Below are 24,978 nucleotides of genomic sequence, written 5' to 3'. Positions count from 1 at the left end.
CCGCAGGGGGTAAAAATGGTCGCGACGCACATTACGAGCACGCAGGAAGCTTTACCAAAAATCATGCGAGCCATCGAATTTGATGCGCCCGGGGGTCCGGAAGTGCTGGCGATAGGCGAAATTGCGCTGCCTGATATCGGCCCGCATGATGTGCTTATCAAAACCGCGTTTGCAGGAGTAAACCGGCCCGATTGCATTCAGCGCGCGGGCCATTATCCAGCGCCTCCGGGGGCATCGCCTGTGCTTGGCCTTGAGGTTTCGGGACAGATTGTGGCGATTGGCGCGAATGTCCCTCAAGAAATGCTCGGCAGCCGGGTCGCGGCATTAACGCCGGGCGGCGGATATGCCGAATATTGCGCCGCGCCGTGGCAACATTGTCTGCCAATCCCCGATGCAATGGATTTGGCTAAGGCGGCGGCTCTGCCTGAAACCCTGTTCACCGTGTGGCACAATGTGTTCGAGCGCGGCATGGCCCGCGACGGCGAAAGATTGCTGGTGCATGGCGGCACGTCGGGCATCGGGACAATGGCGATCATGCTGGCCAAGGCATTCGGGCTGGAGGCGATTGTTACATGCGGCGATGAAGCCAAATGCGAAGCGGCTCGCCAAGTGGGCGCGGATCTTGCGATCAATTACCGCGAAGCTGATTTCGTCGAGGCGATCAAAGCGCATACGGGCGGCAAAGGCGTCGATATCGTGCTTGATATGGTGTCGGGCGATTATGTCGCGCGCAATCTCAAATGCCTTGCCGAAGATGGGCGGCATGTGACGATCGCAGTGCTGGGCGGGGTGCAAGCGGAACTGTTCATGCCCATGGTGATGATGCGGCGTTTGACACTGACGGGGTCAACCCTGCGGCCCCGGTCCGATGCGTTCAAGGCAGCTTTGGCCGATGAGATCGCGCATACGGCCTGGCCGCTGTTCACAAATGGTGAACTGGCGCCCATCATGGATCAGACCTTTGACCTGGCGGACGCGGCCAAAGCTCATGCCCGTATGGAAGCGGGCGAGCATATCGGGAAGATTGTGCTCAAGATCGAAGAATAGGGCCGCGCCCTTAGGCTGGCGTAAGCCTTTACCAGCCCTGATCTTGTTCCCAGTCTGACTGCGGCTCCCAGCTCTGGCCCGAAGGCGGCTGCGATGTGCGCTGGTTCTCAAAACGCTCGACCGCGTCTGAATCTGTGGCCAGCGCAACCATATCGAGGGTGTTGCGAAATTCGCCAAATTCGCTTTGCGCATCGCGGCCCATCGACAGTTTTTGCGCAATCGCTGCGATATTTTCCTCAAGCACGTTTTCGACTTTGGTTTCGGAAAGAACCAAATCCTCGCCATCGATCTCATAACGCACAGGCGGCACATCAATGGCGGCGGTCACGATGGATTGCTTGGGCGTATCGCCGGGAGTGACTGTCAAAGCGATCCGCATGGATTTTTCATCGCCCGGCTCGCCCGACAGATAAATAATCTCATTGTCTGCGGGCCGCTCGGTGCGCACGCGCACTTCGGCATAGCCTGCATTGCGAAACCCGCCATTGAAATTGCGCGCTGACGAAAAGGCGGAATAAACCTGATCTGCAGGCCGGTGGACGACAACTTCAAAATCCCGCTCACCCGAAATCGCATACCCGCCGCCGAACAATGCCGCGCCGATGATACCCAGTTTACCCCAGTTTTCCATGCTGCCCCCTGTGTCTTGGAGATGGCAAATATCGGGCAATCCTTGATAAATTCGAAACCGCGCACTGTGCGCGGCCCGCGCGAGGCAGACTTGCAACTGGTCTTAAATCTGTTGTATTTCGCCGCTAGATAAGTCGCACGCGCCTGTTGCAAGGCAACATTTGTGTTTAAGTTTTGGGTTTTCGCAAAAGCGTCACGCAGTTGTGAATCCCCTGTAACAATCGGCATCTATGGCTTGTGCTCAGACAGCCACAGGGTCGAGGGACTTTTGATGACCGATCTGAAAACATCTGCCGTTTTGCCGAACACTGTTCGCAGCGCCGAATTGTCCGATGCCGCCGGATTCGAGGCAGAATTCGGAAATGTGGCCAATATCCGCTTGAACAAGCCAAGCATTCGCGAGCCAGACACGCCCGAAGCGGGCGGCCCGGAACGTCGCAAATTCCGCACAATCTGGATCAGCGATGTCCATCTGGGCACCAAGGGCTGCAATGCCGAAATGCTGATCGATTTCCTCGATACGACCGATTCTGAAACCATGTATCTGGTCGGCGATATTCTGGATGGGTGGCGGCTGAAGAAAAAGTTCTATTGGCCTGCAGCCCACAACGACATCGTGTGGCGGATCCTGAAACGCGCCAAGCGCGGCACGCGCATCATCTTCATACCCGGCAATCACGACGAGATGTTCCGCCAGTTTTCCGGCCTCAATTTTGGCGGCATCGAAATCAAGCGCGCCGCTTTTCATGACACCGCCGATGGCCGCCGTCTGATGATTGTGCATGGCGACGAATTTGACGCAGTCATGCAATCGCATCGCTGGCTCGCTTTTGTCGGAGACTGGACCTATCGCGCCGCTATGCAATTGAATGTGCTGGTGAATGCAGTGCGCAAAATGCTCGGCAAACCGTATTGGTCACTTGCAAAGGCTGCCAAGCACAAGGTCAAGAAATCGGTCGAATTTATTGGCAAATATGAAAAGGTCGTCGCCAAGGCAGCGGGCGAACGCGGGGTTGACGGGGTTGTGTGCGGCCACATTCACAATGCCGAATTTCGCGAGTTCAACTTTGCTGGCAAATCGGTGGAATACTGGAATGATGGCGACTGGGTCGAGGGGTGCAACGCGCTGGTCGAACATCAAGATGGCCGGATGGAAATCCTCAATTGGGCTGACGAAATTCGTGCGCGCCATGCGCAAGGCGCGCTGCAGGCCGGTCATCGGGCCGCATCACGGTCAAACAAAGAGGCCGCGTGACGTCAGTTCAGTCAATCGGTTCGCCATCAACCGCCACCGTGCCGCCGTTCCCGCGCGCTATCGCTATTGTCACCGATGCATGGCACCCGCAAACCAATGGTGTTGTCCGTACATTGTCGACAACATGCGAAGTGCTGCGCCAATGGGGCTGCGACGTCACTGTCATATCGCCGCAGGACTATCACTCCTTCCCGGCTCCGACCTATCCTGAAATCCGGCTCGCCATGACCTGGCCCGGCGAAGTGGGACGCCAGCTTGCCAAGGCACAGCCAGACGCAATCCATATCGCAACCGAGGGCCCTTTGGGATTTGCCGCGCGGCGCTATTGTCTCCAGCGCAAAGTGCCCTTTACCACCGCCTATCACACGCAATTCCCAGACTATTTCGCGCGCCGCACCCGGCTTTCTGCGGACCTGTTCTGGCCGTACATCCGGTGGTTCCACCGCCCATCTCAAAGCATTTTTGTTGCGACCGAGACGATCCGCACGCAATTGCGCGAGAAAGGCCTCTCTCACCTTTCCCATTGGAGCCGCGGCGTTGATCTCGCCTGTTTTTCGCCCAGTGCGCCAGTGCCAGCCGAATATAGCGATCTTGCAGGGCCAATCCTGCTTTATGTTGGGCGGGTCGCGGTTGAAAAGAACATCGAGGCGTTTCTCGAATGCGACCATTCCGGCACAAAGGTTGTGGTCGGTGATGGCCCGGCGCGCGCGGCGCTTGAGGCGAAATATCCCGATGCGCTGTTCCTTGGCAAACGCACAGGGCGCGAACTGGCGGGATGTTACGCCGGTGCGGATGTGTTTGTCTTTCCCAGCAAAACGGACACGTTCGGCCTCGTCATGATCGAAGCGCTTGCTTGCGGAACGCCTGTGGCGGCTTTCCCCGTTGCAGGGCCAGTTGATATCGTGACGCCTGACGTTGGCGCAATGCACGATGATTTGGCGAGCGCGATCCGGCAGGCGTCACAATGCGATCCGGAAACCTGCGCGCGATATGGCGCGCAATTCAGCTGGGAGGCAGCAACCGGGCAGTTCGTAAATGCCCTTGCAACTCTGAGCGAGGCGGATTGCGAAGCGCTTCAAACCACCACTTTGCTGGAATTTTGAGCGGCTCTTTCTGATCAAAGCGCAGATTGCCTTGCTGTTTGCAGACACTTGCCCTATCTGCTGACGCGCAATGGCCGCTCCGATAAGGGGCGGCCCTTCTTATTTTTGACGGAGATTTCCTCATGGCTGCCAAAGACCAGCCCAAACCGCTCATGCCGCATGCGACCGCCACCTGGTTGGTCGATCACACAGGCCTGTCATTCGAACAAATTTCCGAGTTTTGCGGTCTGCATATCCTCGAAGTTCAGGCAATGGCCGATGATCTGGCGGGAAGCAAATACACCGGGCGCGATCCGGTTCACGCGGGCGAATTGACGCTGGAAGAGATCAAGCTGGGCGAAGAAGACGCGGAATACGCGCTCAAAATGCACAAAGCCCCGGTCGAGGTTACTCGCACCAAGGGGCCGCGTTACACGCCTGTGTCCAAACGCCAGGATAAACCTGACGGCATTGCATGGGTTCTGCGCAACCACCCAGAGGTTTCCGACGCGCAAATCTCCAAGCTGATCGGCACTACGCGCAACACAATCGGCGCGATCAAAGAACGCACGCATTGGAACATTCAAAACATTCAGCCCAAAGATCCTGTAACCTTGGGGCTTTGTTCGCAGCGCGAGCTTGATGCGGTTGTGGCGAAAGCCGCCAAACGGGCAGGGATTGAGCCTGAGGCTGTCCCCGTTGAAGAGGGCGACAATCGCTCTGATAAAGACAAGCTGATCGAGGAATTGCGCGCAGAACGCGCCGCCAACGAAAAGGCTGCTGCTGCCGCCGCGCAAGAAGCCGAAGCCGAAGCATGGCTCGCCGCGCGGCGTGAGGCTGAAGACGTGGAGGAAGCTGCTGCGGCCGCAATAGATCCCGAAGCGGCCTTTACCGCTCCGGCTGAAGCCGCAGAGCCCGAAGTGGCGCCTGCGCCGGAGCCAGCACCTGACAATGCAGCCGGCGACGATGCCGATGAGGCAAAGCCGGACGCTGAATAGTCTGAGCTATTAAGGCGCGAAAACACCCGCGCCTGTTTGCATTGGCAAGATTCTGTAAAATCAAAGACCTGTGCTTGGCGCGCGGCATGGTTTTACTTGTGCGTTATGGCTTAAGGCGGCAAAGCCATTGACATGAGTGTCAACAAGGCCAGCAGCTATCATCATCCCACCCCATGGGATACGGCGTTCGCTCCTATGACAGTGCCGGAGATGTTCGGCACCACCGTTCGTGCGGCACCGCAAGCGCCTTTTCTGCATTTTCTGGGCCGCACTTACAGCTATCGCGATATCTTCGAAGAAGCGAACAGGTTCGCTGCGGGCCTGATTGCGATAGGCATCCAAAAAGGCGACCGCGTGGGCTTGTTCCTGCCCAATGTGCCGATTTATGCCTCTGCCTATTACGGCGCGATGATCGCTGGCGCAGTGGCGGTCAATTTCTCTCCGCTTTATTCGGTTGAGGAGCTGGCCTGGCAGGTTGAGGACAGCGGCACCCGGCTGCTGGTGACGGTCGATGTGCCCGAATTGTACGGCACCGCTGATAAAGTGCTCAAAGCCTCGAAACTGGAAACGCTGGTGGTGGGCTCGCTCGCCAATATGCTGCCCTTTGCCAAGAGTTTGGGTTTGAGATTGTTCAAACGCAGCCAGATTGCAAAGGTTCGGTATGGCTCGCAAACGCACAAATGGGATGAGGTTCTGGCCGGATGGGACTGGGATGGTTGGCTGAGCGGCGCTGCCGGTGATTTCCCGCAGCTCAGCCCCGAACGCGATCTGGCGCTGCTGCAATATACCGGCGGGACAACCGGGCGGCCCAAAGGCGCGATGATCGGCCACGATCAACTAACCGCAAACGCAAGGCAGGTCGCAGCGATTAACCCCTTTGGCAATCCTCGCGAAGAGGTGTTCATGGGCGCGCTGCCCTTTTTCCATGTCTTTGCTAATACCAGCTTGCTCAACCACGCGGTGGCCAGCGGCGCTTCGATTGCGATGGTACCCCGTTTTGATGCGGGGCAGGTGCTTGAGACGATTGAGAAATACGCCGCCACCGGCTTTCCGGGCGTGCCGACGATGTTTCAGGCGCTGCTCGATCATCCGCAGCTGAAATCCACGGACCTTTCCTCCTTGCGCGTCTGTATATCCGGCGGCGCGCCGATGCCCGCGCCGGTCCACGCCAGGTTTGAGGAAGAAACGGGCGTTCGGCTGGTCGAAGGCTATGGTCTCACCGAAAGTTCAGGCGTGGTCTCGGTCAATCCCTATGCGGGTACGCGCAAGCGAGGCACTATCGGTCAATTGGTGGCTGGCACCGAGATTGTGCTGCTGGACAAGGAAGACCCGGCAAAACTTGCACCCGAAGGAGAGCCGGGAGAGCTCGCCATCCATGGACCGCAAATGATGCGCGGATATTGGAACCGTCCCGAAACCGCAGCCGATGTCTTTGTGGTGCGCGAGGGCAAGCGGTATTTGCGCACCGGCGATGTTGCGACGATGGACGAGGATGGATTTCTCTCCATCGTGGACCGGATCAAGGACATGATCGCGGTCGCCGGGTTCAAGGTCTTTCCCAGCGTGGTGGAGGATGTGATCCTTGAGCATGATGCAGTCAAAGAGGCGCTCGTAATCGGAGTGCCTGATGATTATCGCGGTGAAGTGCCGCGTGCATATGTGACGTTGGAGGAAGGCGGTGCGGATGCCGAACCGCTGACCGCTGAGGCATTGTGTGACTGGCTTAATGCCAAGATTGGCAAGCATGAACGCGTGGATCAGGTCGTTATCCGGGAGGCTTTGCCCAAAACGATCATCGGAAAACTGGATCGCAAAGCTTTGCGCGCCGAGGTTTTATGACGCGCCTAACACTTGGACGCCAATCGCCAATGTGAGCGATCACACAAATACGCAAAACCCCGTAAGAGCGCAAAACTGTGAGCGCTCCCAGAAGCACTTTCAAGCGATAGTCATGACGACTAACACACTATAATTTCGGTTAATCCTGATCCCGCCTGCTGCGCGCGCGCTGCAATCGAATTCTGCTTAGCTGGCGATTTGCAGGGCCTCTTCACCAGGCTTCGCTTTTTTGGCGACCGCTGGTGTTTCGTTCTTGGCCTGACGCTGCGAATTGGGGGCAAACCGGCCATCCACCTGCGCGCCTTGCTCGATCGTCAGCGCATCGTAATGCACGTCGCCTTCGATCAACGCTGTTTTCAAAATGACGAGATCGCGCGCCGTGATTGAACCTGTAACGCGCCCCGAAAGGCGCGCGGTTTCCGCGATCACGCCGCCGCTCACATGGCTGCCCTCACCCTGAACAAGCGAGGCGCATTTGATGTCCCCTTCGACCGTGCCGTCGATGTGCAGATCAGCAGAGGCGCTGATATTGCCTTTGATGACAACATCGGAACCCAGCACTGAAAATGTCGAATTTGAAGAGGGCATAGCTTTTCCTTGGGCTCTTCCGTGAGATCTACCTTGCGAGCTATCGCTTGGATTGGGCGGTGCGGGGCGATGATGCTCCGCTTGTTTCTCTGACTTCCTTGAGAACATCGGGGGCACTCTCCAAAAATGGGCGCGGATTAACCGCTTCGCCGTTTATGCGGACTTCAAAATGAAGATGGGGGCCGGTTGAGCGTCCTGAACTTCCAAGCCCGCCAATCGTATCGCCAGCGGCCACGTCATCCCCAACAGCAACACCAATACGGTACAAATGCGCGTAGCGTGTAACCAAGCCGTTATCGTGGCGTATCTCTATGGTGCGGCCATATCCGCCTTTCCACCCGGCAAAAACCACCTCGCCTTGCGCCGCGGCGTAGATCGGTGAATTGACCGGCCCGCGAAAATCAATGCCTTTATGCATCGCGCCGCCCCCATTGAAGGGATCGCGGCGATAGCCAAAGCCTGAGGTGATATTGTCCTGTGCGGCGGGGACGACATGAGGAATGCCCTGCAGCGCCCGTTCCAGCGTGTTCATCCGCGACAGGCTCAGGCCTAGGCGTTCGAAACGCGGATCAATCGACCCGTCAGCCGCCGTCGCCAGCATTTCAAACGGACCACCTGTCGCCGCATTTGCGCTGCTCTTGGCATTGCGCGCCATCAGGCCGGGATCAAGGTTGAGTTTGCGCATCGCGGCCTCGGCCTTTTGGGCCCGTGCATCGGCAAACCGGGTTAGCCGCTCAACAAATGCAATCTGGCGTGCCTCGATCTCCGCAAGCCCGCGTGCCTGAGGCAAAAGCGCGCCAATCTTTTCAACCGTCTCCGCTGTCTCCGAACTCGAATCGGTTACATTTGTGCCGGGATCGACGATATCTTCGGGCAGCATTTGCAGGGTCTCATCCAGAAACTCCTGCTTGGCCTGCAATTCTGCGACCACATTCTCCAGATCACTGCCATAGGCATCAATCCGCTCCTCGGTCGAGGCAATGTGGGCTGACTTTTCCTGAAATGACGCCAAATTGGCTTCAGCGCGGTATTGGCCAAACGCCATCGCGCCCATGGCTGCCGTACAAACCAGCGCCGCACCCGCCGCCACCGCGACAACCGAAACCTGAAGCTTCGTCGACACCTTCAAGAACCGCATATTCCCCTGCGAGCGCATGAAAAACTCACGCTCAGGAAAGCGATCCTGCAGCCGTTCTAGAAACGGCTTCTTGGAAGGAGATTGCGACAAAAGAGCCCCGGACACTGTTCTAATTTAATTGCACAGCTAGCTAACGAGGAGCATGCGCGCGGTCGAATCCAAGCCAGAGCGGAACAGTCGAACTGATTTAGAATCGCGATGAAACGTTCATTTTGGCGTCATAATGTCGATAACCTAAGGCGGCGCGAATCGGACCCTCAATGAAAATACCAACCACACTGCAAGGATGGCCTGACATGCGCATTTGATCCTGCTATTCTGCGGCGCAATGGCTTTATCTACCCTGCAAACCAACCAAAACGCCGATGATCCAAGCGCCTTGATTGCATCGCTTGGCCAAAAAGGCCGCGCCGCGCAAAAGCAATTGGCGGGTCTACCCTCGGCTGACCGGGCGCAGGCCCTGACCCTTGCCGCCGCCGCCTTGCGCGAGGATTGTGCTGCGATCTTGGCAGCCAACCGGGAGGATTTGGACGCAGGCGCGGCTCGCGGCCTCTCGCCCGCAATGCTCGACCGGCTGAAGCTTGATGAGGAACGGGTGTTGGCAATTGCCGCAGGCCTTGATGCGATTGCCGCGCTGCCAGATCCTGTCGGCCAGATTATTGACGAGACCCGGCCGCCCAATGGTTTGAAGTTAAGCCGGGTGCGCGTGCCCATTGGGCTGATCGGGATCATCTATGAAAGCCGCCCTAATGTTACCGCCGACACCGCCGCCTTATGTGTGCGCAGCGGCAATGCGGTTCTGCTGCGCGGGGGAAGCGAGGCGGTGCATTCCAACCACGCCATCCATGCCGCCTTAATGCGCGGCATGACGCAAGCCGGTGTGCCCGCCGATGCGGTGCAATTGATGCCGACACAGGACCGCGCCGCCGTGGGCGCAATGCTGGCTGCGCACGGGGTGATTGATATGATTATCCCGCGCGGGGGACGCAGTCTGGTGGAGCGGGTGCAAAACGATGCGCGCGTCCCGGTGCTCGCGCATTTGGACGGCATTTGTCATACTTATATCCACGCTCGCGCAAATCCGGATATGGCGCGCGCCATCGCGCTCAATGCCAAAATGCGCCGCACCGGGATTTGCGGCGCGATGGAAACACTGCTGATTGATGCGGCTTACCCAGAGCCTGCCGCGCTGCTCAAGGCCTTGGTTGAAGCGGGCTGCGAAGTGCGCGGCGATGCGCGCATTGCCGAACTTGATCCCACGATCATTCCTGCCAGCGCGAATGATTGGGACACCGAGTATCTCGCCCCTATAGTCTCCGCTGCAATGGTTGACGGTCTGGAAGCGGCGATCGCTCATATTGATCGCCATTCTTCCAACCACACCGAAGCGATCATCACCGCAGATGAGGATGCGGCGGCTGAGTTTTTGAACCGGGTCGACAGCGCAGTTGTAATGCACAATGCCTCCACTCAATTCGCGGATGGAGGTGAATTTGGCCTCGGCGCTGAAATCGGTATCGCAACGGGGCGGTTGCACGCGCGCGGGCCTGTCGCCTTGGAGGGGCTGACCACATACAAATGGATTGCGCGCGGATCGGGTCAGGTTCGGCCCTGATTTTGCGCGCCCGCCAATCGATGACGCCAATTTTCACCGGCCTTCTGGGTGGCAGTTTCAACCCGGCCCATGGCGGCCACCGCCATATCACCCGCTGCGCGATTGGCGAACTTGCGCTGGATGAGGCGTGGTGGCTGGTTTCGCCCGGCAATCCGTTAAAGCCGCGCACTGGTATGGCCCGCCTGCCCGCCCGGCTGCAATCCGCGCAAACAATGGCGCGCCGCGCGCCCATTGTGCCGACCGCTATCGAACAGCAATTGGGCACGCGGTACACGGTGGAGACTTTGCAACACCTCATCCGCCGCTATCCCAAGCGGCGCTTTGTGTGGCTGATGGGGTCAGACAATCTTGCCCAGTTTCATTTGTGGAAAGATTGGCGCGCCATCGCGCAGACCATGCCGATCGCGGTCATCGCGCGGCCCGGTTACAATGCAAAAGCAATGCGTAGCCCGGCGATGGCGTGGCTGCGGCGCTACCGCGTCACAGCTGGCAGCCTGCGCACCGCGCGCAATTGGACCGCCCCGGCTTTGGTTTTCATGCGGTTTGATCCCGACACAAGGTCAGCGACAGCCATCCGCCGCGCGAACAGTCATTGGGCCGATGCCTTTGGCGATACGGCAGTGCGCGACCGGCTGACATGGCGCACCATCACCGAATCGCGCGACAAACAGCAATGATGCGGCTAATGCGCGTTTCGCCCAGGTTCAAACAGGCTCCCTCAAAGCACATTCGAGCTCTGCAAAACCCGGCAATCAGGAGAGATTTTCAGCTTTATGACACCGCTTTCAAGCGCCTCCGAAACGCAGTCATCGCACTTTGCCAAGAAACCCGCTATGAGTGCCCATTCTATGAACGATACGACCTTACACGATCTTGTGCTTGCGCAGCTGGATGATGACCAGGCGCAGGACGTCATTTCCATACCGCTTGAGGGCAAAAGCTCGATCGCCGATCACATGGTGATCGCCAGCGGCCGTTCCACGCGCCAGGTTGCCGCGATGGCTCAGAAACTGGCCGAAAAGGTAAAGCAGGCAGGCCACGGCCCCGCGCGTATCGAAGGATTGCCCGCCGCCGACTGGGTGCTAGTCGATGCCGGCGATGTCGTGGTGCATTTGTTCCGCCCCGAAGTGCGCACTTTTTATAACCTTGAACGCATGTGGTCGTTTGAAGGCGGGGAAGTCAAAGCCAGCTGAACAGCGCCAATCACGGGGATATTCGCAATCCTTCTCCATGTCATCGCTCGCGGTAAAATTGCCCGCTCGCCCGAGGCTGAGCTGGTCGCGCGCTATGATAAACGCATAACCTGGCCCACCCGGCTGACAGAATTGCCAGAGACCGGCGGGCGCGTGCCTGAACCGTCCAATCCGCACCGCACGATCCTGCTGGATGAACGGGGCAAGGCGCTGCCGTCTGAAGCTTTGGCGGATCAGCTTGGCCGCTGGCGCGATGATGGCATTCGCGAGGCTCGCTTTGTCTTGGGGGCTGCCGATGGCCATGCTGCGAGGGACCGAGCGCAAGCCGATCTGCTTTATGCCTTTGGCCCGGCGACCTGGCCGCATCTGATGGCCCGCGCGATGCTGATGGAGCAATTGTACCGCGCCACCAGCATCCTTGCAGGCCACCCCTATCATCGCGCGGGGTGATGGGGCATTAAGGTGTTGGATGACACGATTTAACCTGCCTTTGCCGACTTTCTTGACGCTTCTCCTCGCGGCGGCAGGCCTGTTTTTGCTCGCCATTCCCGAAGGATGGTCGCAGCGCAGTGTCACTTTGCTTGACCCTGAAAGCGCGGCGTCTGAATTGGACCGCGCAACGCGCGAAAGCGCAAAGGCACAGGAGCGCGCCCAGCGATTGCAGGCGGAGGCAGCAGAAGCAACGCAGGCCGCCGATAAAACCGCGCGTGAGGCAGCAGCGCTTGCCGCCCAAATCCAGCAGGCCGAAGCGGACATCACCGCGGCCGAGGCGCAGTATTCCTTGGCGCAAGCGCGGCGCGGCGCGATCACATCGCAATTGGCCGCTCGGCGAGAGCCGCTGGTGCGATTGACCAGCGCGCTGCAAACCACATCGCGCAGACCCTTGGCGCTGTCTGCCCTGCAACCGGGATCGCTTAAGGATCTGGTCTATGTGCGCGCGGTGCTTGCGTCCGCCGTGCCCGAAATCCGTGCGCGTACAAGCGATTTGCGCAGCGATCTTGACCGTGTGCGCGCAGCCGAAAGAGATGCGGCGATTGCGATCAACGCGGTGCGGTCCAGCGAAAGCGATCTGTCGTCACGCAGAGCCGAGCTTGCCGCGATGGAGGAGGAGCAACGCCTCGCCTCGCGCACGGCGCGCTCCAATGCAGTGCGAGAGAATGAGCGCGCTTTGGCCTTGGCCGAGGAGGCGCGTGATCTTGATGGGCTGATTGATCGGCTGGATGATGATGCGAAACTTCGCCGGGATCTCGCCGCTTTGCCGGGGCCGACAATGCGGCCAGCCAATATTGACACTTTTACGCCAGGCACAGCTCGCGGCAGTGAAACCCAAGAGCCAGCTGCCCCTAAAACCGGGCAAAAAAAGTTTGCCGCTCCAAAGCCTTTCCAGCTTCCTGTGCAAGGGCGAACAATTGCGGGATTTGGCGAAGCGCGCGACAGCGGATTGCGCAATAATGGCATCGTTTTGGTCCCTGCACCCGGCGCACAGATTGTCGCGCCAGCCGGCGGGCGGATCGTGTTTGCCGGGCCGTATCGCGGATATGATCGAATCGTGATTATCGAACACGATGATGGCTGGACCAGCCTTGTCACAGGTCTTGGGCGGATTGACGTTGATGTCGGTGCCAATGTCATCTCCGGCAGCCCTGTGGGCGTGGCGGCGCGCAGCGAACCGGTGGTTTCGATTGAATTGCGCCGCGATGGTGAGCTGGTTAACCCTCTGGAATTTCTGACCTAATCCCAGCCACCGCTTTGAAAAAGCGCACGAAGGTCATCCGCAATAAAGCCTTCGCTTAAACGCATCAGCGCAATAATCTGGTGTTCATCCCTTTATGCCTATACCAATGCGATACGAAAGGAGCCGTCCACGCTCATGAAAATCGCTGCCTTCGCTCGCACAGCCGCTCTTGTCACTGCGGTCGCGCTGATCCCTGTCACCACCAGCTCCATGGCGCAGGTCGATGGCCGCGCCGGCCCTGAATTTGCCAAGCTGTTTGCAACCTATCAGCGGATCAAGGCCAATTATGTAGAGCCAGTGGAAGACGAAGTGCTGGTGCGCGGCGCAATTGACGGGATGCTCGCATCGCTTGATCCGCATTCCGGCTATTTGGATGGCAGCGACCTGCAGCGGCTCGAAACGCTGATCGATGGCAATTATTCTGGGCTTGGACTGTCGGTTGTGATGGAAGATGGAGCGGTGAAAATCATTTCGCCTTTCCGGGGTTCCCCGGCGGATGAGGCCGGATTGAAAGCTGGCGATTTCATCACGCATTTGGATGGCGATCTGATTTACGGCGGCGAACTGGATGATGCGGTTGCGCGCATGCGCGGCAAGGAAGGAACATCCATCCAGCTCACAATCTTCAGGCCCGGCCGCGATGGCCCGTTCGAAGTGGACGTAACACGCGGCGTGATTGAGCTTGAGCCTGTCACGCATGAGCTGTCAGCGGGCAATATCGGGGTCATCACCGTCAACGAATTTTCGGCCGATGTTGGCGCGGATGTCTATCAGGCGTTTGAAGCGATCAAGACAGAAGCCGCAGGCCGCGTCAGCGGGTTGGTGCTCGATCTGCGTTCCAATCCGGGTGGTAGCCTTGATGAAGCGGTCGCCTTGTCTGACCTGTTCCTTGATAAGGGCCGTATCGTTTCGCAGCGCGGACGCGCACGCGGGGAAACGCTGCTTTATGATGCGGAAACCGTGTTCCGCGGGGACATGGCCGAGGATATTCCGGTTATCGTCCTGATCGATGCAGGCTCTGCCTCCGCATCCGAGATTGTCGCGGGCGCATTGCAGGACCATCGCCGCGCTCTCATCATGGGTGAGCGCAGCTTTGGCAAAGGCTCGGTCCAGTCGCTTTTGCCGCTGGGATCTGACGCTGCGCTGAAATTGACGACCGCGCGGTATTTCACTCCGGCGGGCAAATCGGTGCAGGAAGGCGGGATCAAGCCCGATATCAATGTGCCGCAATTGTCCGATCCCGATCTGGCCCAGCGCCAGAAATATCAGACGCGCGAAAGCGATCTGCGCGGGCATCTCATCAATGAACTCGGGATCAAGGATGAGGAATTGGAAGGCGACACAATCGATGATCCGCGCTTCCAGCAAACCGCTGAACAATTGGAAGAAAAAGGCATCAAGGATTTTCAGCTGCATTATGCGCTGGAAACTTTGCGCCGGACCACCAAAAGCTCGGTAGCTCTGCGTAAATAAGCGCGCTAAAGCGCTCACATGGCTGGTTCAAACTTAGCACGCATTCTGGCATTCGCGCTTCCTGCCGGGCTGCTGGGCGGCGCGTATATTTCTGAATATGGTTTTGGCCTGTACCCGTGTGAGATGTGCTGGTGGCAACGCTGGCCGCACTTTGCCGCGCTGGGATTGGCCATTCTCGCGTTCATCGCGCCGCCGCAGCGTATGTGGACGGTGCTGGCAGCCTTTGCGATCATCGCATCGGGCCTCATCGGCGGGTTTCATGCAGGGGTCGAATATGGCTGGTGGGAAGGGATTACGGGTTGTTCGACCCTGCCCAGCGCCATCGACGTGATGGACCCAGCCGCTGCGCCGCTGATCCGCTGCGATGTCGCCCCGTGGAGCTTGTTTGGAATTTCGCTCGCAGGGTACAATTTCCTCTTTTCTGTTCTGGGCGGGATCACCATCTTGGGTTTGAGCGTTAAGAAGCCGAACGGAAAAAAGGGATAGCACAATGGACCGCGATGAACTGCACCGTATGATCCGGGTCGATCAGGCCGGCGAATTTGGTGCGACCAAGATTTACGAAGGGCAGTTGGCTGTCATGGGCGATCGCGGCCCGCATTCCGCTGAGATACGCCACATGGCCGAACAAGAAGAAGGCCACCGCGCCAAATTCGATGCCTTTATGGCAGAGCGCCGCGTTCGCCCCACCGCTTTGCAACCGTTCTGGTCGGCGGCGGGATACGCCTTGGGGGCCGGCACGGCTCTGCTCGGACCCGAAGCGGCGATGGCGTGCACGGCCGCTGTCGAAGAGGAAATCGACAAGCATTATTCAGAGCAGCTGGACCGCCTGGCTGAAACCAGCGCCGAGCCCGAGCTTGCCGAAATGATTGCCGAATTTCGCGAGGATGAGCGCGAACACCGCGATGCCGCCTTGGCCAATGGCGCAGAACAGGCCCCTGCTTATCCGCTGTTGTCGGGTGCGATCTCGCCTGGGTTGCCGTATTGCCATCAAGGTGAGCGAGCGGGTTTAACGCCCCTTCAGTCACCATTCACGCTGGCCTCGCTAGCGGGAAATTGCACAATTGCGCGGAAGGTTCTCCGCGCCCCTACGAAGGACACACAATGCCAAGCTCCATCCGCTCAGCAGCGCTCGCATCGATTGCCGCTCTTGCTTTGGCCGCTCCCGCTGCCGCGCAGGATAAAGGTGGAGACCGGATCAACATGGTCATCGCCTATAGCGAGGATGAATGCCCTGAGGCCGCTGATGCGAACGAGATTGTCGTGTGCGAAATTCTGGTCGAAGCTGAGCGGTACCGGATCCCGTCAAACCTGCGCACCAGCGATTCTCCGCAAAATGTCTCGCCCGTGCGCAGCGTTGAAAAAATCCGTTATGTCGGCGCCTTTGGTACCATGTCTTGCAGCCCGGCAGGCGCAGGCGGGTTCACCGGGTGCACCCAGCAATTTATTGATGCGGCTTACAAAGACCGGGCCGAAGGCGAAAATGTCCGCTTTGCCCAATTGATCGAGGAAGAGCGCCAGGCGCGGCTTTCCACTATCGATCAGGATGCCGCCGATGAACAATCGCGGGTTGAGGAGATAGAGCGCGCCTATCTCGAACGGCTTGAACGTGAACGCGATGCACCGCTGCCGGGCGAAGTATCAGGCGGGGGCGAAGCGGTAGAGGGTGAGGCGTCTGCTCCCCCGTCCGCCAGCGATGCGCCCTACCGGGCGACTTTGCCTGCGCCCGGCCAATCCGCCGCGCAGCCGCAGCCTTCTTCGCAGCCCGTCGTTGGGCCGACATTGGAAGAGCCGCCGGCGGAAGAGCAGCCGCTCTAAACCGGCTCACTTACACCTGATAATAGTCGCGATACCAGGTGACGAAGCGCTTTACGCCTTCATCAACATTGGTTTGCGGCGTGTAACCGGTCAGCTCTTTCAGCAGCGTTGCATCGGCCCAGGTTGCGGGCACATCGCCTTTTTGCATGGGCATGTAATTCTTCACCGCCTCGCGCCCGCATTCGCGTTCGATCGCGGTGACGAAATCCATCAGGCGCACCTTGTCCGAATTGCCGATATTGACGACACGCCACGGGGCAGCGGGCGATAGCGAATCCCATTCGGGAATGTCCTCTTTGCTGTCAGGACGCACGGGCGGCACATCGACCAGTAGACGAAGCCCGCGAACCAGATCGGTTACATAGGTGAAGTCGCGGTACATATCGCCATTGTTGTAGATATCAATCGGCGTGCCCTCGAGCGTGCCTTTGGTGAATTTGAACAAGGCCATATCCGGGCGGCCCCATGGACCGTAAACCGTGAAAAACCGGAACATGGTGGTCGGCAGGTTCCACAGATGCGCATAGGAATGCGCCATGCTTTCATTGGCTTTTTTGGTGGCCGCGTAAAATGTCAGCTGGGTGTCGCATTTTTCGCGCTCATCAAACGGCATGTCTTCGTTCGCGCCATAAACCGAGCTGGTCGACGCCATCAGCAGGTGATCGACCCCCAATTCGCGCGCGCACTCCATCACATTGAACGTGCCAACGAGGTTGGAATCGAGATATGCGCGCGGGTTTTCAAGGCTGTAGCGCACGCCCGCCTGTGCGGCGAGATGGACGATCACATCGGGCTTTTCATCCATGGCCAGTTTGTGCAGCGCGTCAAAGTCTTCCAGCATGCCGACATGGCCAGTGAAATGCTGGTTTTGCTTGAGCATCTGATAGCGCCGTTCTTTCAAGGCGACATCGTAATAATCGGTCATCCCGTCAAACCCGACAACTCTGTACCCTTCGGCCAGCAGCAGATCAGCGAGGTGGTAACCAATAAATCCGGCCGCGCCGGTGATAAGGACAGTGCGCAAGGGAAGGCTCTTTTACTTGAAAGGTGAGGAAACTTACTTTGCACCCCATCCCGTAAGGATGACGCGCGCGGTTTTAAGCACGATCAGAAAATCGAGCCACATTGAGATATTTTTGACGTAGTAAAAATCGAACCGCAATTTCGCGTTAACATCGGCCACATCTGTGACATGCCCCTGATTGACCTGTGCCCAGCCGGTGATGCCGGGGCGAACGATGTGGCGATAGGAATAAAACGGCAATTCGCTTTCATACCAGCGCGACAGCGATTTTGCCTCTGGGCGAGGTCCGATAAAGCTCATTTCGCCTTTCAGCACATTAAAAATCTGCGGCAATTCATCAATGCGCGTTTGCCGCATAAACCGGCCCAGCCGGGTGATCCGGTTGTCATCCGCCTGCGTCATCGCATCATTGCGCTGGGCTGTTTCCTCATCGGTAACGGCGCGTTCGCGCATGGTGCGAAATTTAATCATGCGAAAGGTTTCCCCGCGAAAACCCATGCGCTCCTGAATAAAGATCGCATTTCCGGGCGAATCCATTCTGATAAGAAGAGCAATCACCGCAAACGGGATCAGCAAAAGCGGAATCAGGATCAGCGATCCGATAATATCAATCGCTCGCTTGGTCGTCATATAGGGGACATTGGGGATAAGCGAGCCAAGGTCATTCTCGCTCAAATGATCAATCTTCACCTGACCGCTCTGCGTTTCGGCGATCTGGCGGTAATGATAGACGGGGATGCCGCGCAAAGATGCCCGCGCGAACAATCGCTCCCATTCATCGGGGTGGTCGTGGTGCAAATCGGCAATGATCGCGCCGTCAATCCGGTCCGCTTCCACCAGGCTTTGCATTTCCTCGACATTGGGCGCGGGCATGAAATGGTCTGCCAGCACAATTTCGTCGGACCGCCCGCCTGGCACCACAAACTGCGCGCGTTGAACTCCGCGTGTGATGACCAGCAGCAGATAGCTGACTGTGCTGGCGCTGATCACACCGTAGAGGAACAGCGAAGCGGAATATTCGGTCCGCAAAACAGCAATTGCAGACAGAACAGAGGCATAGGTCAGGAAATTGACCGGCACGAAATAGGATAGTTGGCGCGCCTTGGCATAAATCCTGAGCCGCGTGAGGACATAAGCGGATACCCCAGCGCCAAGGGCCAGCACATACAATGTGTTGACCATCAGCGGATCATCGGCTGCCCGCTCGCGCATTACGATCCAGACGAAAGCGGGCACACAGATGGCTGCCGCCAATTGCAGCACCATTTGTACATTGTTCACTTGCAAAACGCGCCGCCATAAAGGGGGCGCGACAAAGGTGTCATGTGCCTTCATCTGCGATTGCCTGGATGGAAGCTTTCCATATCGGTTACCAATCCCCGCCATTGATCGCAGCGCTATAGCCCCATGGCCTCAAGTGCAAGTCGGTAAACAAAACCGGTAAAACCGGGTATAGATCGCGGTCAAATCCCATCACAACCGTGTGCGCATTGACCCACCCATTAAGACTGGGCAACACAAGGCCGCTGCTGATTTAGCACCCTTGCCGGATGCAAAGAATTCAAACCATGTCCAAGCTGCCCATACCGCCTGCTCTTATGACTATAGTCGGGTTGCAAGGCATTGGCGCGGCGCTTTTATTTGGATCGGTGCTGGTCATTACCGGCGCTTTGGGAGCAGAGGCGTTCGGGCGGTATGCCTGGGTGGTGGCAGGTGGCGGCATTTTGGCACTGTTTATCCAGCACGGCCTGCCGACCACGCTGGTAAAGCAATTTGCGCCGCTTGATCTGACATCGAACGCTGCCCTGCCCGTGGCGCGCACAGTAACATTTTACATGGGTCTGGGGCTTGCCGCCACGGCGATTGTCGCTGCGGTGGCGGCCTATTGGGGCGATGCGCTTGCCTCTTTTGCCCGGCCAGAAGCTGTGTGGACCCTCGCGATTGGATGCGCGCTTGCCTCGGCCGCGATTGCTGATGCAGTGCTGCGCGCAGCCGATCAGGGCCTGCGCGCCAATATCGCCAGTCAATTGCTGCGGCCCGGTATTCTGGCGGGCGCGGCGCTGATATTGGCGGCCAATGCGGTGAGCGATCCTGAAAGCTATCTCGCTTTATACGCGGCATCGGGCCTTGTGGGCGGCATTGCGTTTCTGGGCGTGCTGCCATGGCGGTATGCACGCGCAAGCGGCCCTGTCGCCAAAGTCAAATCGGACCCTGCGCATTTCCAGGTCTCTATCACCAAAAGCCTGTCCAATTTCCTCCCCGTCTTTATCGCCGGACTGTTTTTGCCGCCTGCCGAGGTCGCTTATCTTGCTATCGCGGTTCAATTAACAGTGGCGATCCAGTTTGGCCTGGTGGCAGCGCGCGCTTATTTTTCGGCGAAGATCAATGCGCGGATCAAAGGCGATGATTTGGCAGGGGCAAAGCGTCTGCTGCGCGGTGCGGCGCGATTTTCGCTTGCCATTGCGGTGCTCGCCGCTGTCGGCATTGCAGGGATCGTTCTGGTATTGATGCAGTGGGATACCGGGCCTTTGGCAAGCTTTACCGATACCCGCCTGTTGATTGCGGTGTTTGTGTGCGCGGGATTATCGCGCCTTGCAGCGGCGGGGTTTGGTCCGGTGCAATTGACCGCAATTCTGCTCGATGATGAACCTCGCGTCTTGCGCATCACTTTGGTGTCTACCGTGTTTCTTGCAGCCGCTTTGTTGATTGCTGGCACATGGGGCAATGTCTTGTGGTGTGCGGCGGTTATGCCGATTTACAGTCTCGGCATGATGACAAGTTTGCGCCGCAGGGTTACAGCGCGGTTCAAGCAGCGCGAGCAATCCTAGCTTTTTGCTGGCAACTGATACGGAACCTGATCCTGTCCCATGACCCAATCGATTGACCCTGCCAAAGTCAAACAGCGCTGCAACGGGATGCTGCCCGAAGAGGTGTATCAGCGCATCTACGAAACCGCTTTCGCCGCACCGCCGGGCAATATTGTCGAGGTTGGCTGCGCGCACGGCGCGGCGACGGTCTGCATGGCCGCAGGCCTGCGCGATAGCGGACGCGAGGGCATCGTCTACACATTTGAGAAAATCCTTGGCGGCACTCGCGAAGCGTTTGGCTCGATTGAGAAAAACACCGCGATCATAAAAGGCAATTTTGCTGAATTTGGCGTCGATGACCGGATTGAACTGATCATTGGCGATGTGAATGATCACGCCGATAAAGTGCCGGACACTGCGCCTTTGGGGCTGTTATGCCTTGATGCGGATGGCGCGATTGACCGGGATTTTGCACTGTTTTTTGACCGGGTGACGCGGGGGGCTTCGGTGATCCTCGATGATGTGCAGGATCGCACTCGGGTGAAGAAGAACGGGATGCAGCGGCTCAATCAGAAATTGAAAGTCGACCAGAAACACCGGCTTACATACCGGTTTCTCAACCTGTTTCAGCAGCATGGATTGCTGGATGAAGGCGCTTTGTTCGGCGCAGATACCTGGTTCGGGACAAAGGGTGATGCGCGGTTTGCCGATGTTTCACCCGATGATGTGCTGGGCGTTTACCGGTCGATGACCTTCACCGATGCCAGCCTGTCTGCAGTGCCCATGCGCGGCGCGATTGCCAATCTTATGCGCGCGGTACTGCCTAAATCCGCGTTTGAACGGGCCAAGCAAATGGAAAGCGGCGGATCCTGAAACCCTAAACCGTGATCAACCTGAGAAGCGCGCGGTCAAGGAGGGTGACGCGCGGTTTGGCGCGGTCTTGCGAATAATTCTGGGTGAAGCTGCCCGTGCCGAACATTTCGTGCCGCTGATATTGATCCCCTGTCCGATTGGCGGTGAACGGCAGATCCAGCACCGCGTCAAGCTCGCCCAGCTGATCTTGCCGAACCATGCGATATTCGCCCGATGCCCGCCAAGCGCGATGCAGCCGCCGATTGAGCCGAACATAGGGGAGCGCCAATCGCATCGCCCCTTCGCGTTTCAAGTCGAGCTTTTCCTGATAGCGCATCATGGATTGCGCCCAACTGCCAAAGGGGCGGATGGTGTGGATCACGATGACCCGGCATCCCAGCCGCTGATAATGCGCGGCGCCTGCATCCGTTTTTGAACAATCGATCAGGATGTCGGATGTCTCGCTCACTTTGCCCGTCAATGCGGTGAACGGATCCTCGCCAGCATTGCTGCGCGCCAGCACATCGGCCCAGAACGGGTCGGCCTCTATCTCGGCGCGGCGGGCCGCCTTGCGGGCCGGGTCCGCCCAATATCCCCCGCGCGCGGCATAGGTGCTGTCTTCGATCATGTCGGTCGCGCGAAAGGTTTGCCACACTTCACCGGCATTCACCGCGCGGGTTTGGCGCGCGATCCAGTCGCCCACAAATGTGCTGCCCGAACGCGGCTGTCCGACGATGTAATAGACGACCAGCCCGCTCATTTCGCAGCTCCTTTGCGCGGGGCCACAAGGGTATAATCGGGCGTAAGGTCTGTGACACCCAAATCCTGCAAGGCTGCCCCGATCTGCCCTTCGGGGTCTGCGCGCACGGCATCGTAATCAAGCGTGACATGCGCCGCCTTGCACTGGGCAATGCCGTGATCGAGGGCAGCTTCGAGCCGCGCAACTGCAATGCTTGCGACCTCTTCGGGCGGTTCGCCTGAGACTTTTTGCCAGCCTTCAAATTCCGGCCCCCAGAAAGGCGGCGGGCGGCGCAGCATTCGCGCGATGCGCCCGCGCAGTCCCGCGATCACATAATGCGGCAATTCAGATCGGTGGACAAAGCCCAGCTTGCCCAATTGCCCTTTCACATCGTGCATCGCGGCATTGTCAGAGAGCAAAGCCGCATTTGCATCATCCCATTCCAGCCATTTGCGCAAAAAAGACGCGCGCACCGATGACGCATCGCGCCGCAGGAAAATGATCTTGGCCTCTGGAATAACCGCTTCGACAAATCCTGTGCGCAGGCAGTTTGCGGGTGTCTTTTCGACAATTGGCCCGGCGCTGCCTGCCGCAAGAGCGGTGCGGATATAATCTCTTACTTCGGGCACGGCGTGTTCGGCGGTGAATTCTTCATGGCCCAGGGCCCGCCGGTTGCGAAAACGCCACGCAGGGTTTGGCTCTTCGAAATAACGCGTTTGATCGCCCGCTGCGAGCACGCGCCCCAGCAAAGTCGTGCCTGATCGCGGCAATCCGATAATGCTGACAAAGCTCACGCCAGCACCTCCAGCACAGCGGCATCGTGGCGGCTTTGCGAAAAATGCGCCGCAAACCGTTCAAGCGAGGCGGATTGCTGGTTTTGCAAGGTCTCCGGCGTAAGCGTTTCGAGGTAATCGGCAATATCGCGGGCGGTGATGTTCTTGCGCAGCAGGCCGCTTTCCCCGTCGATTACAAGGTCCGGTGTTGCCGCGTGGTGATTGGTGATGACCGCGCAGCCATTGGCCATGGCTTCGATGATCGAACGCGGCATCGCTTCTGCCGGATAGCGCGTGGGCAGGCAGAACACATCGCTATCCAGCAGCAAAGCGCGCACTTCTGCCCTGTCCCAGACGGCATCGCCAATGTCGATATGCCCGCTTGCCAGTTGAGCGCGGGTGAATGCGGCTTCGAATGCAGATCTGTCGCCCGCGCCGAGCCATTTGCCGCGAAAGACAAACCGAAACCGGTCAAGCACACCGCGATCATCAAGGATGCGCGCGGCCTCGCCCAGCAAACCGTACCCTTTGCTCGCGATGAAATTGGAAAGGTAGAGCACACTCACAGGCCCATCGCTGCGGGTTTTGCGGGCAAGATCGTCCGCATCGGGCACCATGGCGGCATCGATGGTGTTGGGGATGACGCGCAATTTGTCCGCTGTCCCGCGCGACAGCGCCTCAAGCGCATCGCGGCCCGGAGTAAGCCGCTGCGACAGACAGATGACCCGGTGTGCGCGCGCCAGCATCCAGCCGCGCAAAGCTTTGAGCAGGCGGTTGCCGGGATAGAAATAATTGCCATTGCGCGTGTGCAGGCAAATCCTTGCATCAGGCCGCAGGGCAAGAACGGCGCGCATCGTCCAGAAATCGCGAATGCTGGCGGCCAGTCCGCTATTGGCGACCATATAGAGTGTCAAAGGGCGCTCCTTTGCATCCCGGATCGCGGTTTTAAGGTCCGACAAAGACGCGCGGTGATCACCGATCAGGCGCATGATGCTGGCAGGGCTTAGCTGCGCATCGGCATCGCGAATTGCAGTGTGACGCACGGGGACCGTCACGCAATCATATTGCTGGCGCGCTGCCTCTATCACGGTTTGCGACCCGATGACCGCGCCTGTCGCGCCCTTTTCGCGCGTGGGGACGGGCACGAAGAATAGGATAAGCGGTTCGCCGGCCATCACCGCGCGCCCAATTCATCATACAGCGCATCATATTGCGCCGCCATGGAGGGGACCGAAAATTGCTCCAGCCCGGCGCGCATATCTGCCACCCTTGCGGCCATTGCTTCACCCGGCAGATCGGCCGCCATAGCAATCGCCTCTGCCACACCGCTGGCGTTCAGCGTTTCGATGTAAGCGGGCTTTGCCGCCCAACCCTCAATCATTGCATCCAGCTCCGCGCTGCGCGTGACGATGGGCAAAAAGCCATGGGCAATCGCTTCAAACAGGGTGTTCGACATGCCTTCCGAACCGCTTGGCAGGATGAGCATATGCGAGCCCGGTGAAAACTGCGTGTGCCAGTCGGAGCGGTAGCCGTGAAATGTCACCCGCTGCGCAAGGCCAAGCGCCTGAGCCTTGGCTCGCAGCGGAGCATCCAGAGGCCCCTCGCCAATGATGTCGAGCGCTTTGATGCGCTGCATAACCGGGGAAGCAGCCATCGCGTCCAGCAACAGATCGACATTCTTTTGTTCAACCAGCCGCCCGGCAAATAGCAAGCGTTCGGGCGACAAAGCACTTGCTGATGGCGCGGCGGGATCAAACGCCATGCCATTGGGGATGACCTGCAATTTGGCGGGCATGCCTGTTAAGCGGCGCAGCGATAAAGCGGGAAGGATGTAAGGATAATTGGGCACAATCCGGTCTGCCATAAGGTGCACGCCATAGCTCAACCGGTCCTTGATCGCAGCCATTCCCGCGCTGCGCGGTTTGCGCCGGTCGCCGCTGATAATCGGCACACCCGCCCGCCGCGCTGCAATGGCCGCTGGCAGAGTGAGCCGCGCAGGCAGCCACATTTGCGCAATGGTGATGTCATGCTTTGCAATCAGCTGAGTAATCCGCCGCGTGACTGTGCCAAAGCCGAGATCCGCAATGGTTTCCACAGGCGCTGCGCATGTCGCTTCATTGCCTGCAAGAACCGCGACGACATGATCGTGCCTGGACGCTTCCACAAGCAAGCGGACCTGGCGTTCAGCCCCGCCTTTTTCCAGATGCGCGATGACATGCAAAACTTTCTGCGGCTTGGATGTCATATCAGGCGTGGCGCAATTCCGGTTGCAGGAAAAAGGGGCCGTTTGCAGCTTTCAATTCACCGCGTGTATAGGCCCACAGGATTAGCGGGATCGCTTTGGTTTACTAGCGCCGCGCAGGCAAAAGGGA

General features: G+C 58.5%; 24 protein-coding genes and 1 pseudogene. 16 read left to right on the top strand and 9 right to left on the bottom strand.

The window, feature by feature from the left end:
• The first annotated feature begins 15 nt into the window (after positions 1-15).
• Positions 16-1,047 carry an NAD(P)H-quinone oxidoreductase gene (locus AC0V6L_RS05400; RefSeq protein WP_486153334.1) on the top strand — a complete coding sequence of 344 codons (1,032 nt, stop codon included), beginning with the start codon at positions 16-18 and terminating at the stop codon, positions 1,045-1,047.
• Between the two features lie 28 nt (positions 1,048-1,075).
• Here the strand turns inward: AC0V6L_RS05400 and AC0V6L_RS05395 are convergent, their stop codons facing one another.
• The gene (locus tag AC0V6L_RS05395; protein WP_486153333.1) at positions 1,076-1,678 is read right to left on the bottom strand and encodes a hypothetical protein; all 603 of its coding nucleotides are present in this window, start codon (positions 1,676-1,678) and stop codon (positions 1,076-1,078) included.
• A gap of 270 nt (positions 1,679-1,948) precedes the next feature.
• Here AC0V6L_RS05395 and AC0V6L_RS05390 point away from each other — a divergent pair, with 270 nt between their 5' ends.
• The 4 genes from AC0V6L_RS05390 to AC0V6L_RS05375 all read left to right on the top strand — a co-directional run bounded on the left by AC0V6L_RS05390 (position 1,949) and on the right by AC0V6L_RS05375 (position 6,851).
• Positions 1,949-2,932 (top strand): UDP-2,3-diacylglucosamine diphosphatase, encoded by a 984-nt coding sequence (locus AC0V6L_RS05390; RefSeq protein ID WP_486153332.1) that lies wholly within the window; start codon positions 1,949-1,951, stop codon positions 2,930-2,932.
• A gap of 14 nt (positions 2,933-2,946) precedes the next feature.
• A complete protein-coding gene (locus tag AC0V6L_RS05385) occupies positions 2,947-4,035 on the top strand; it encodes a glycosyltransferase family 4 protein (RefSeq protein ID WP_486155052.1) in 1,089 nt (362 codons plus the stop codon).
• A 122-nt stretch (positions 4,036-4,157) separates the two neighbouring features.
• Positions 4,158-5,012 carry a cell cycle transcriptional regulator TrcR gene (locus tag AC0V6L_RS05380; RefSeq protein WP_486153331.1) on the top strand — a complete coding sequence of 285 codons (855 nt, stop codon included), beginning with the start codon at positions 4,158-4,160 and terminating at the stop codon, positions 5,010-5,012.
• Between the two features lie 132 nt (positions 5,013-5,144).
• Positions 5,145-6,851, top strand: coding sequence for a long-chain-fatty-acid--CoA ligase (locus AC0V6L_RS05375; RefSeq protein ID WP_486153330.1), 1,707 nt, complete (start codon positions 5,145-5,147; stop codon positions 6,849-6,851).
• Positions 6,852-7,037: 186 nt separating this feature from the next.
• Here AC0V6L_RS05375 and AC0V6L_RS05370 read toward each other — a convergent pair whose 3' ends face one another.
• Both AC0V6L_RS05370 and AC0V6L_RS05365 read right to left on the bottom strand, forming a co-directional pair.
• On the bottom strand, positions 7,038-7,439 hold the full coding sequence (locus tag AC0V6L_RS05370) for a bactofilin family protein (protein WP_486148911.1): 402 nt from the start codon (positions 7,437-7,439) through the stop codon (positions 7,038-7,040).
• Between the two features lie 40 nt (positions 7,440-7,479).
• Entirely contained in the window at positions 7,480-8,562 is a 1,083-nt protein-coding gene (locus AC0V6L_RS05365; protein ID WP_486153329.1) for a M23 family metallopeptidase, read from the bottom strand.
• 343 nt (positions 8,563-8,905) lie between these two features.
• Here AC0V6L_RS05365 and AC0V6L_RS05360 point away from each other — a divergent pair, with 343 nt between their 5' ends.
• The 9 genes and pseudogenes from AC0V6L_RS05360 (at position 8,906) to AC0V6L_RS05320 (ending at position 16,411) form a co-directional block, all read left to right on the top strand.
• A complete protein-coding gene (locus tag AC0V6L_RS05360; RefSeq protein WP_486153328.1) occupies positions 8,906-10,192 on the top strand; it encodes a glutamate-5-semialdehyde dehydrogenase in 1,287 nt (428 codons plus the stop codon).
• A 20-nt stretch (positions 10,193-10,212) separates the two neighbouring features.
• Positions 10,213-10,869: a nicotinate-nucleotide adenylyltransferase gene (locus tag AC0V6L_RS05355; RefSeq protein ID WP_486153327.1), complete on the top strand. Its 657-nt coding sequence runs from the start codon at positions 10,213-10,215 to the stop codon at positions 10,867-10,869.
• A gap of 156 nt (positions 10,870-11,025) precedes the next feature.
• Positions 11,026-11,385 (top strand): ribosome silencing factor, encoded by a 360-nt coding sequence (gene rsfS, locus AC0V6L_RS05350; protein ID WP_486148899.1) that lies wholly within the window; start codon positions 11,026-11,028, stop codon positions 11,383-11,385.
• Positions 11,386-11,412: 27 nt separating this feature from the next.
• Positions 11,413-11,835, top strand: a complete 423-nt coding sequence (locus AC0V6L_RS05345; RefSeq protein ID WP_486155051.1) for a 23S rRNA (pseudouridine(1915)-N(3))-methyltransferase RlmH — start codon at positions 11,413-11,415, stop codon at positions 11,833-11,835.
• A 19-nt stretch (positions 11,836-11,854) separates the two neighbouring features.
• A complete protein-coding gene (locus tag AC0V6L_RS05340) occupies positions 11,855-13,120 on the top strand; it encodes a murein hydrolase activator EnvC family protein (protein WP_486153326.1) in 1,266 nt (421 codons plus the stop codon).
• Between the two features lie 135 nt (positions 13,121-13,255).
• Entirely contained in the window at positions 13,256-14,593 is a 1,338-nt protein-coding gene (locus AC0V6L_RS05335) for a S41 family peptidase (protein ID WP_486148895.1), read from the top strand.
• An 18-nt stretch (positions 14,594-14,611) separates the two neighbouring features.
• Positions 14,612-15,079, top strand: a complete 468-nt coding sequence (locus AC0V6L_RS05330; RefSeq protein WP_486153325.1) for a disulfide bond formation protein B — start codon at positions 14,612-14,614, stop codon at positions 15,077-15,079.
• A 4-nt stretch (positions 15,080-15,083) separates the two neighbouring features.
• Positions 15,084-15,606 (top strand): annotated as a pseudogene (locus AC0V6L_RS05325) (demethoxyubiquinone hydroxylase family protein).
• 91 nt (positions 15,607-15,697) lie between these two features.
• Positions 15,698-16,411 carry a hypothetical protein gene (locus tag AC0V6L_RS05320; protein WP_486153324.1) on the top strand — a complete coding sequence of 238 codons (714 nt, stop codon included), beginning with the start codon at positions 15,698-15,700 and terminating at the stop codon, positions 16,409-16,411.
• A gap of 10 nt (positions 16,412-16,421) precedes the next feature.
• Here AC0V6L_RS05320 and AC0V6L_RS05315 read toward each other — a convergent pair whose 3' ends face one another.
• Positions 16,422-17,435: an SDR family NAD(P)-dependent oxidoreductase gene (locus AC0V6L_RS05315; RefSeq protein WP_486153323.1), complete on the bottom strand. Its 1,014-nt coding sequence runs from the start codon at positions 17,433-17,435 to the stop codon at positions 16,422-16,424.
• 33 nt (positions 17,436-17,468) lie between these two features.
• On the bottom strand, positions 17,469-18,770 hold the full coding sequence (locus tag AC0V6L_RS05310; RefSeq protein ID WP_486153322.1) for an exopolysaccharide biosynthesis polyprenyl glycosylphosphotransferase: 1,302 nt from the start codon (positions 18,768-18,770) through the stop codon (positions 17,469-17,471).
• A 233-nt stretch (positions 18,771-19,003) separates the two neighbouring features.
• Here AC0V6L_RS05310 and AC0V6L_RS05305 point away from each other — a divergent pair, with 233 nt between their 5' ends.
• Together AC0V6L_RS05305 and AC0V6L_RS05300 are read left to right on the top strand one after the other, a co-directional pair.
• Positions 19,004-20,263, top strand: a complete 1,260-nt coding sequence (locus tag AC0V6L_RS05305) for a lipopolysaccharide biosynthesis protein (RefSeq protein ID WP_486153321.1) — start codon at positions 19,004-19,006, stop codon at positions 20,261-20,263.
• A 39-nt stretch (positions 20,264-20,302) separates the two neighbouring features.
• Positions 20,303-21,115, top strand: coding sequence for an O-methyltransferase (locus AC0V6L_RS05300; protein WP_486153320.1), 813 nt, complete (start codon positions 20,303-20,305; stop codon positions 21,113-21,115).
• Between the two features lie 4 nt (positions 21,116-21,119).
• Here AC0V6L_RS05300 and AC0V6L_RS05295 read toward each other — a convergent pair whose 3' ends face one another.
• The 4 genes from AC0V6L_RS05295 to AC0V6L_RS05280 are packed head-to-tail and all read right to left on the bottom strand — an operon-like array spanning position 21,120 to position 24,851.
• Positions 21,120-21,854: a hypothetical protein gene (locus AC0V6L_RS05295; RefSeq protein ID WP_486153319.1), complete on the bottom strand. Its 735-nt coding sequence runs from the start codon at positions 21,852-21,854 to the stop codon at positions 21,120-21,122.
• Positions 21,851-22,627, bottom strand: coding sequence for a sulfotransferase family protein (locus tag AC0V6L_RS05290; RefSeq protein WP_486153318.1), 777 nt, complete (start codon positions 22,625-22,627; stop codon positions 21,851-21,853). Before AC0V6L_RS05290 ends, AC0V6L_RS05295 begins: the two co-directional genes overlap by 4 nt.
• On the bottom strand, positions 22,624-23,781 hold the full coding sequence (locus AC0V6L_RS05285) for a glycosyltransferase family 4 protein (protein ID WP_486153317.1): 1,158 nt from the start codon (positions 23,779-23,781) through the stop codon (positions 22,624-22,626). The genes AC0V6L_RS05290 and AC0V6L_RS05285 overlap by 4 nt, the downstream gene beginning before the upstream one ends.
• Positions 23,781-24,851, bottom strand: a complete 1,071-nt coding sequence (locus tag AC0V6L_RS05280) for a glycosyltransferase (protein ID WP_486153316.1) — start codon at positions 24,849-24,851, stop codon at positions 23,781-23,783. The genes AC0V6L_RS05285 and AC0V6L_RS05280 overlap by 1 nt, the downstream gene beginning before the upstream one ends.
• Positions 24,852-24,978: the final 127 nt, after the last annotated feature.

The organism is Erythrobacter sp. JB1-15 (assembly GCF_057365035.1).
Note: the sequence above shows the minus strand (reverse complement) of the source record. Positions and strands in the feature narration are given on the sequence as shown.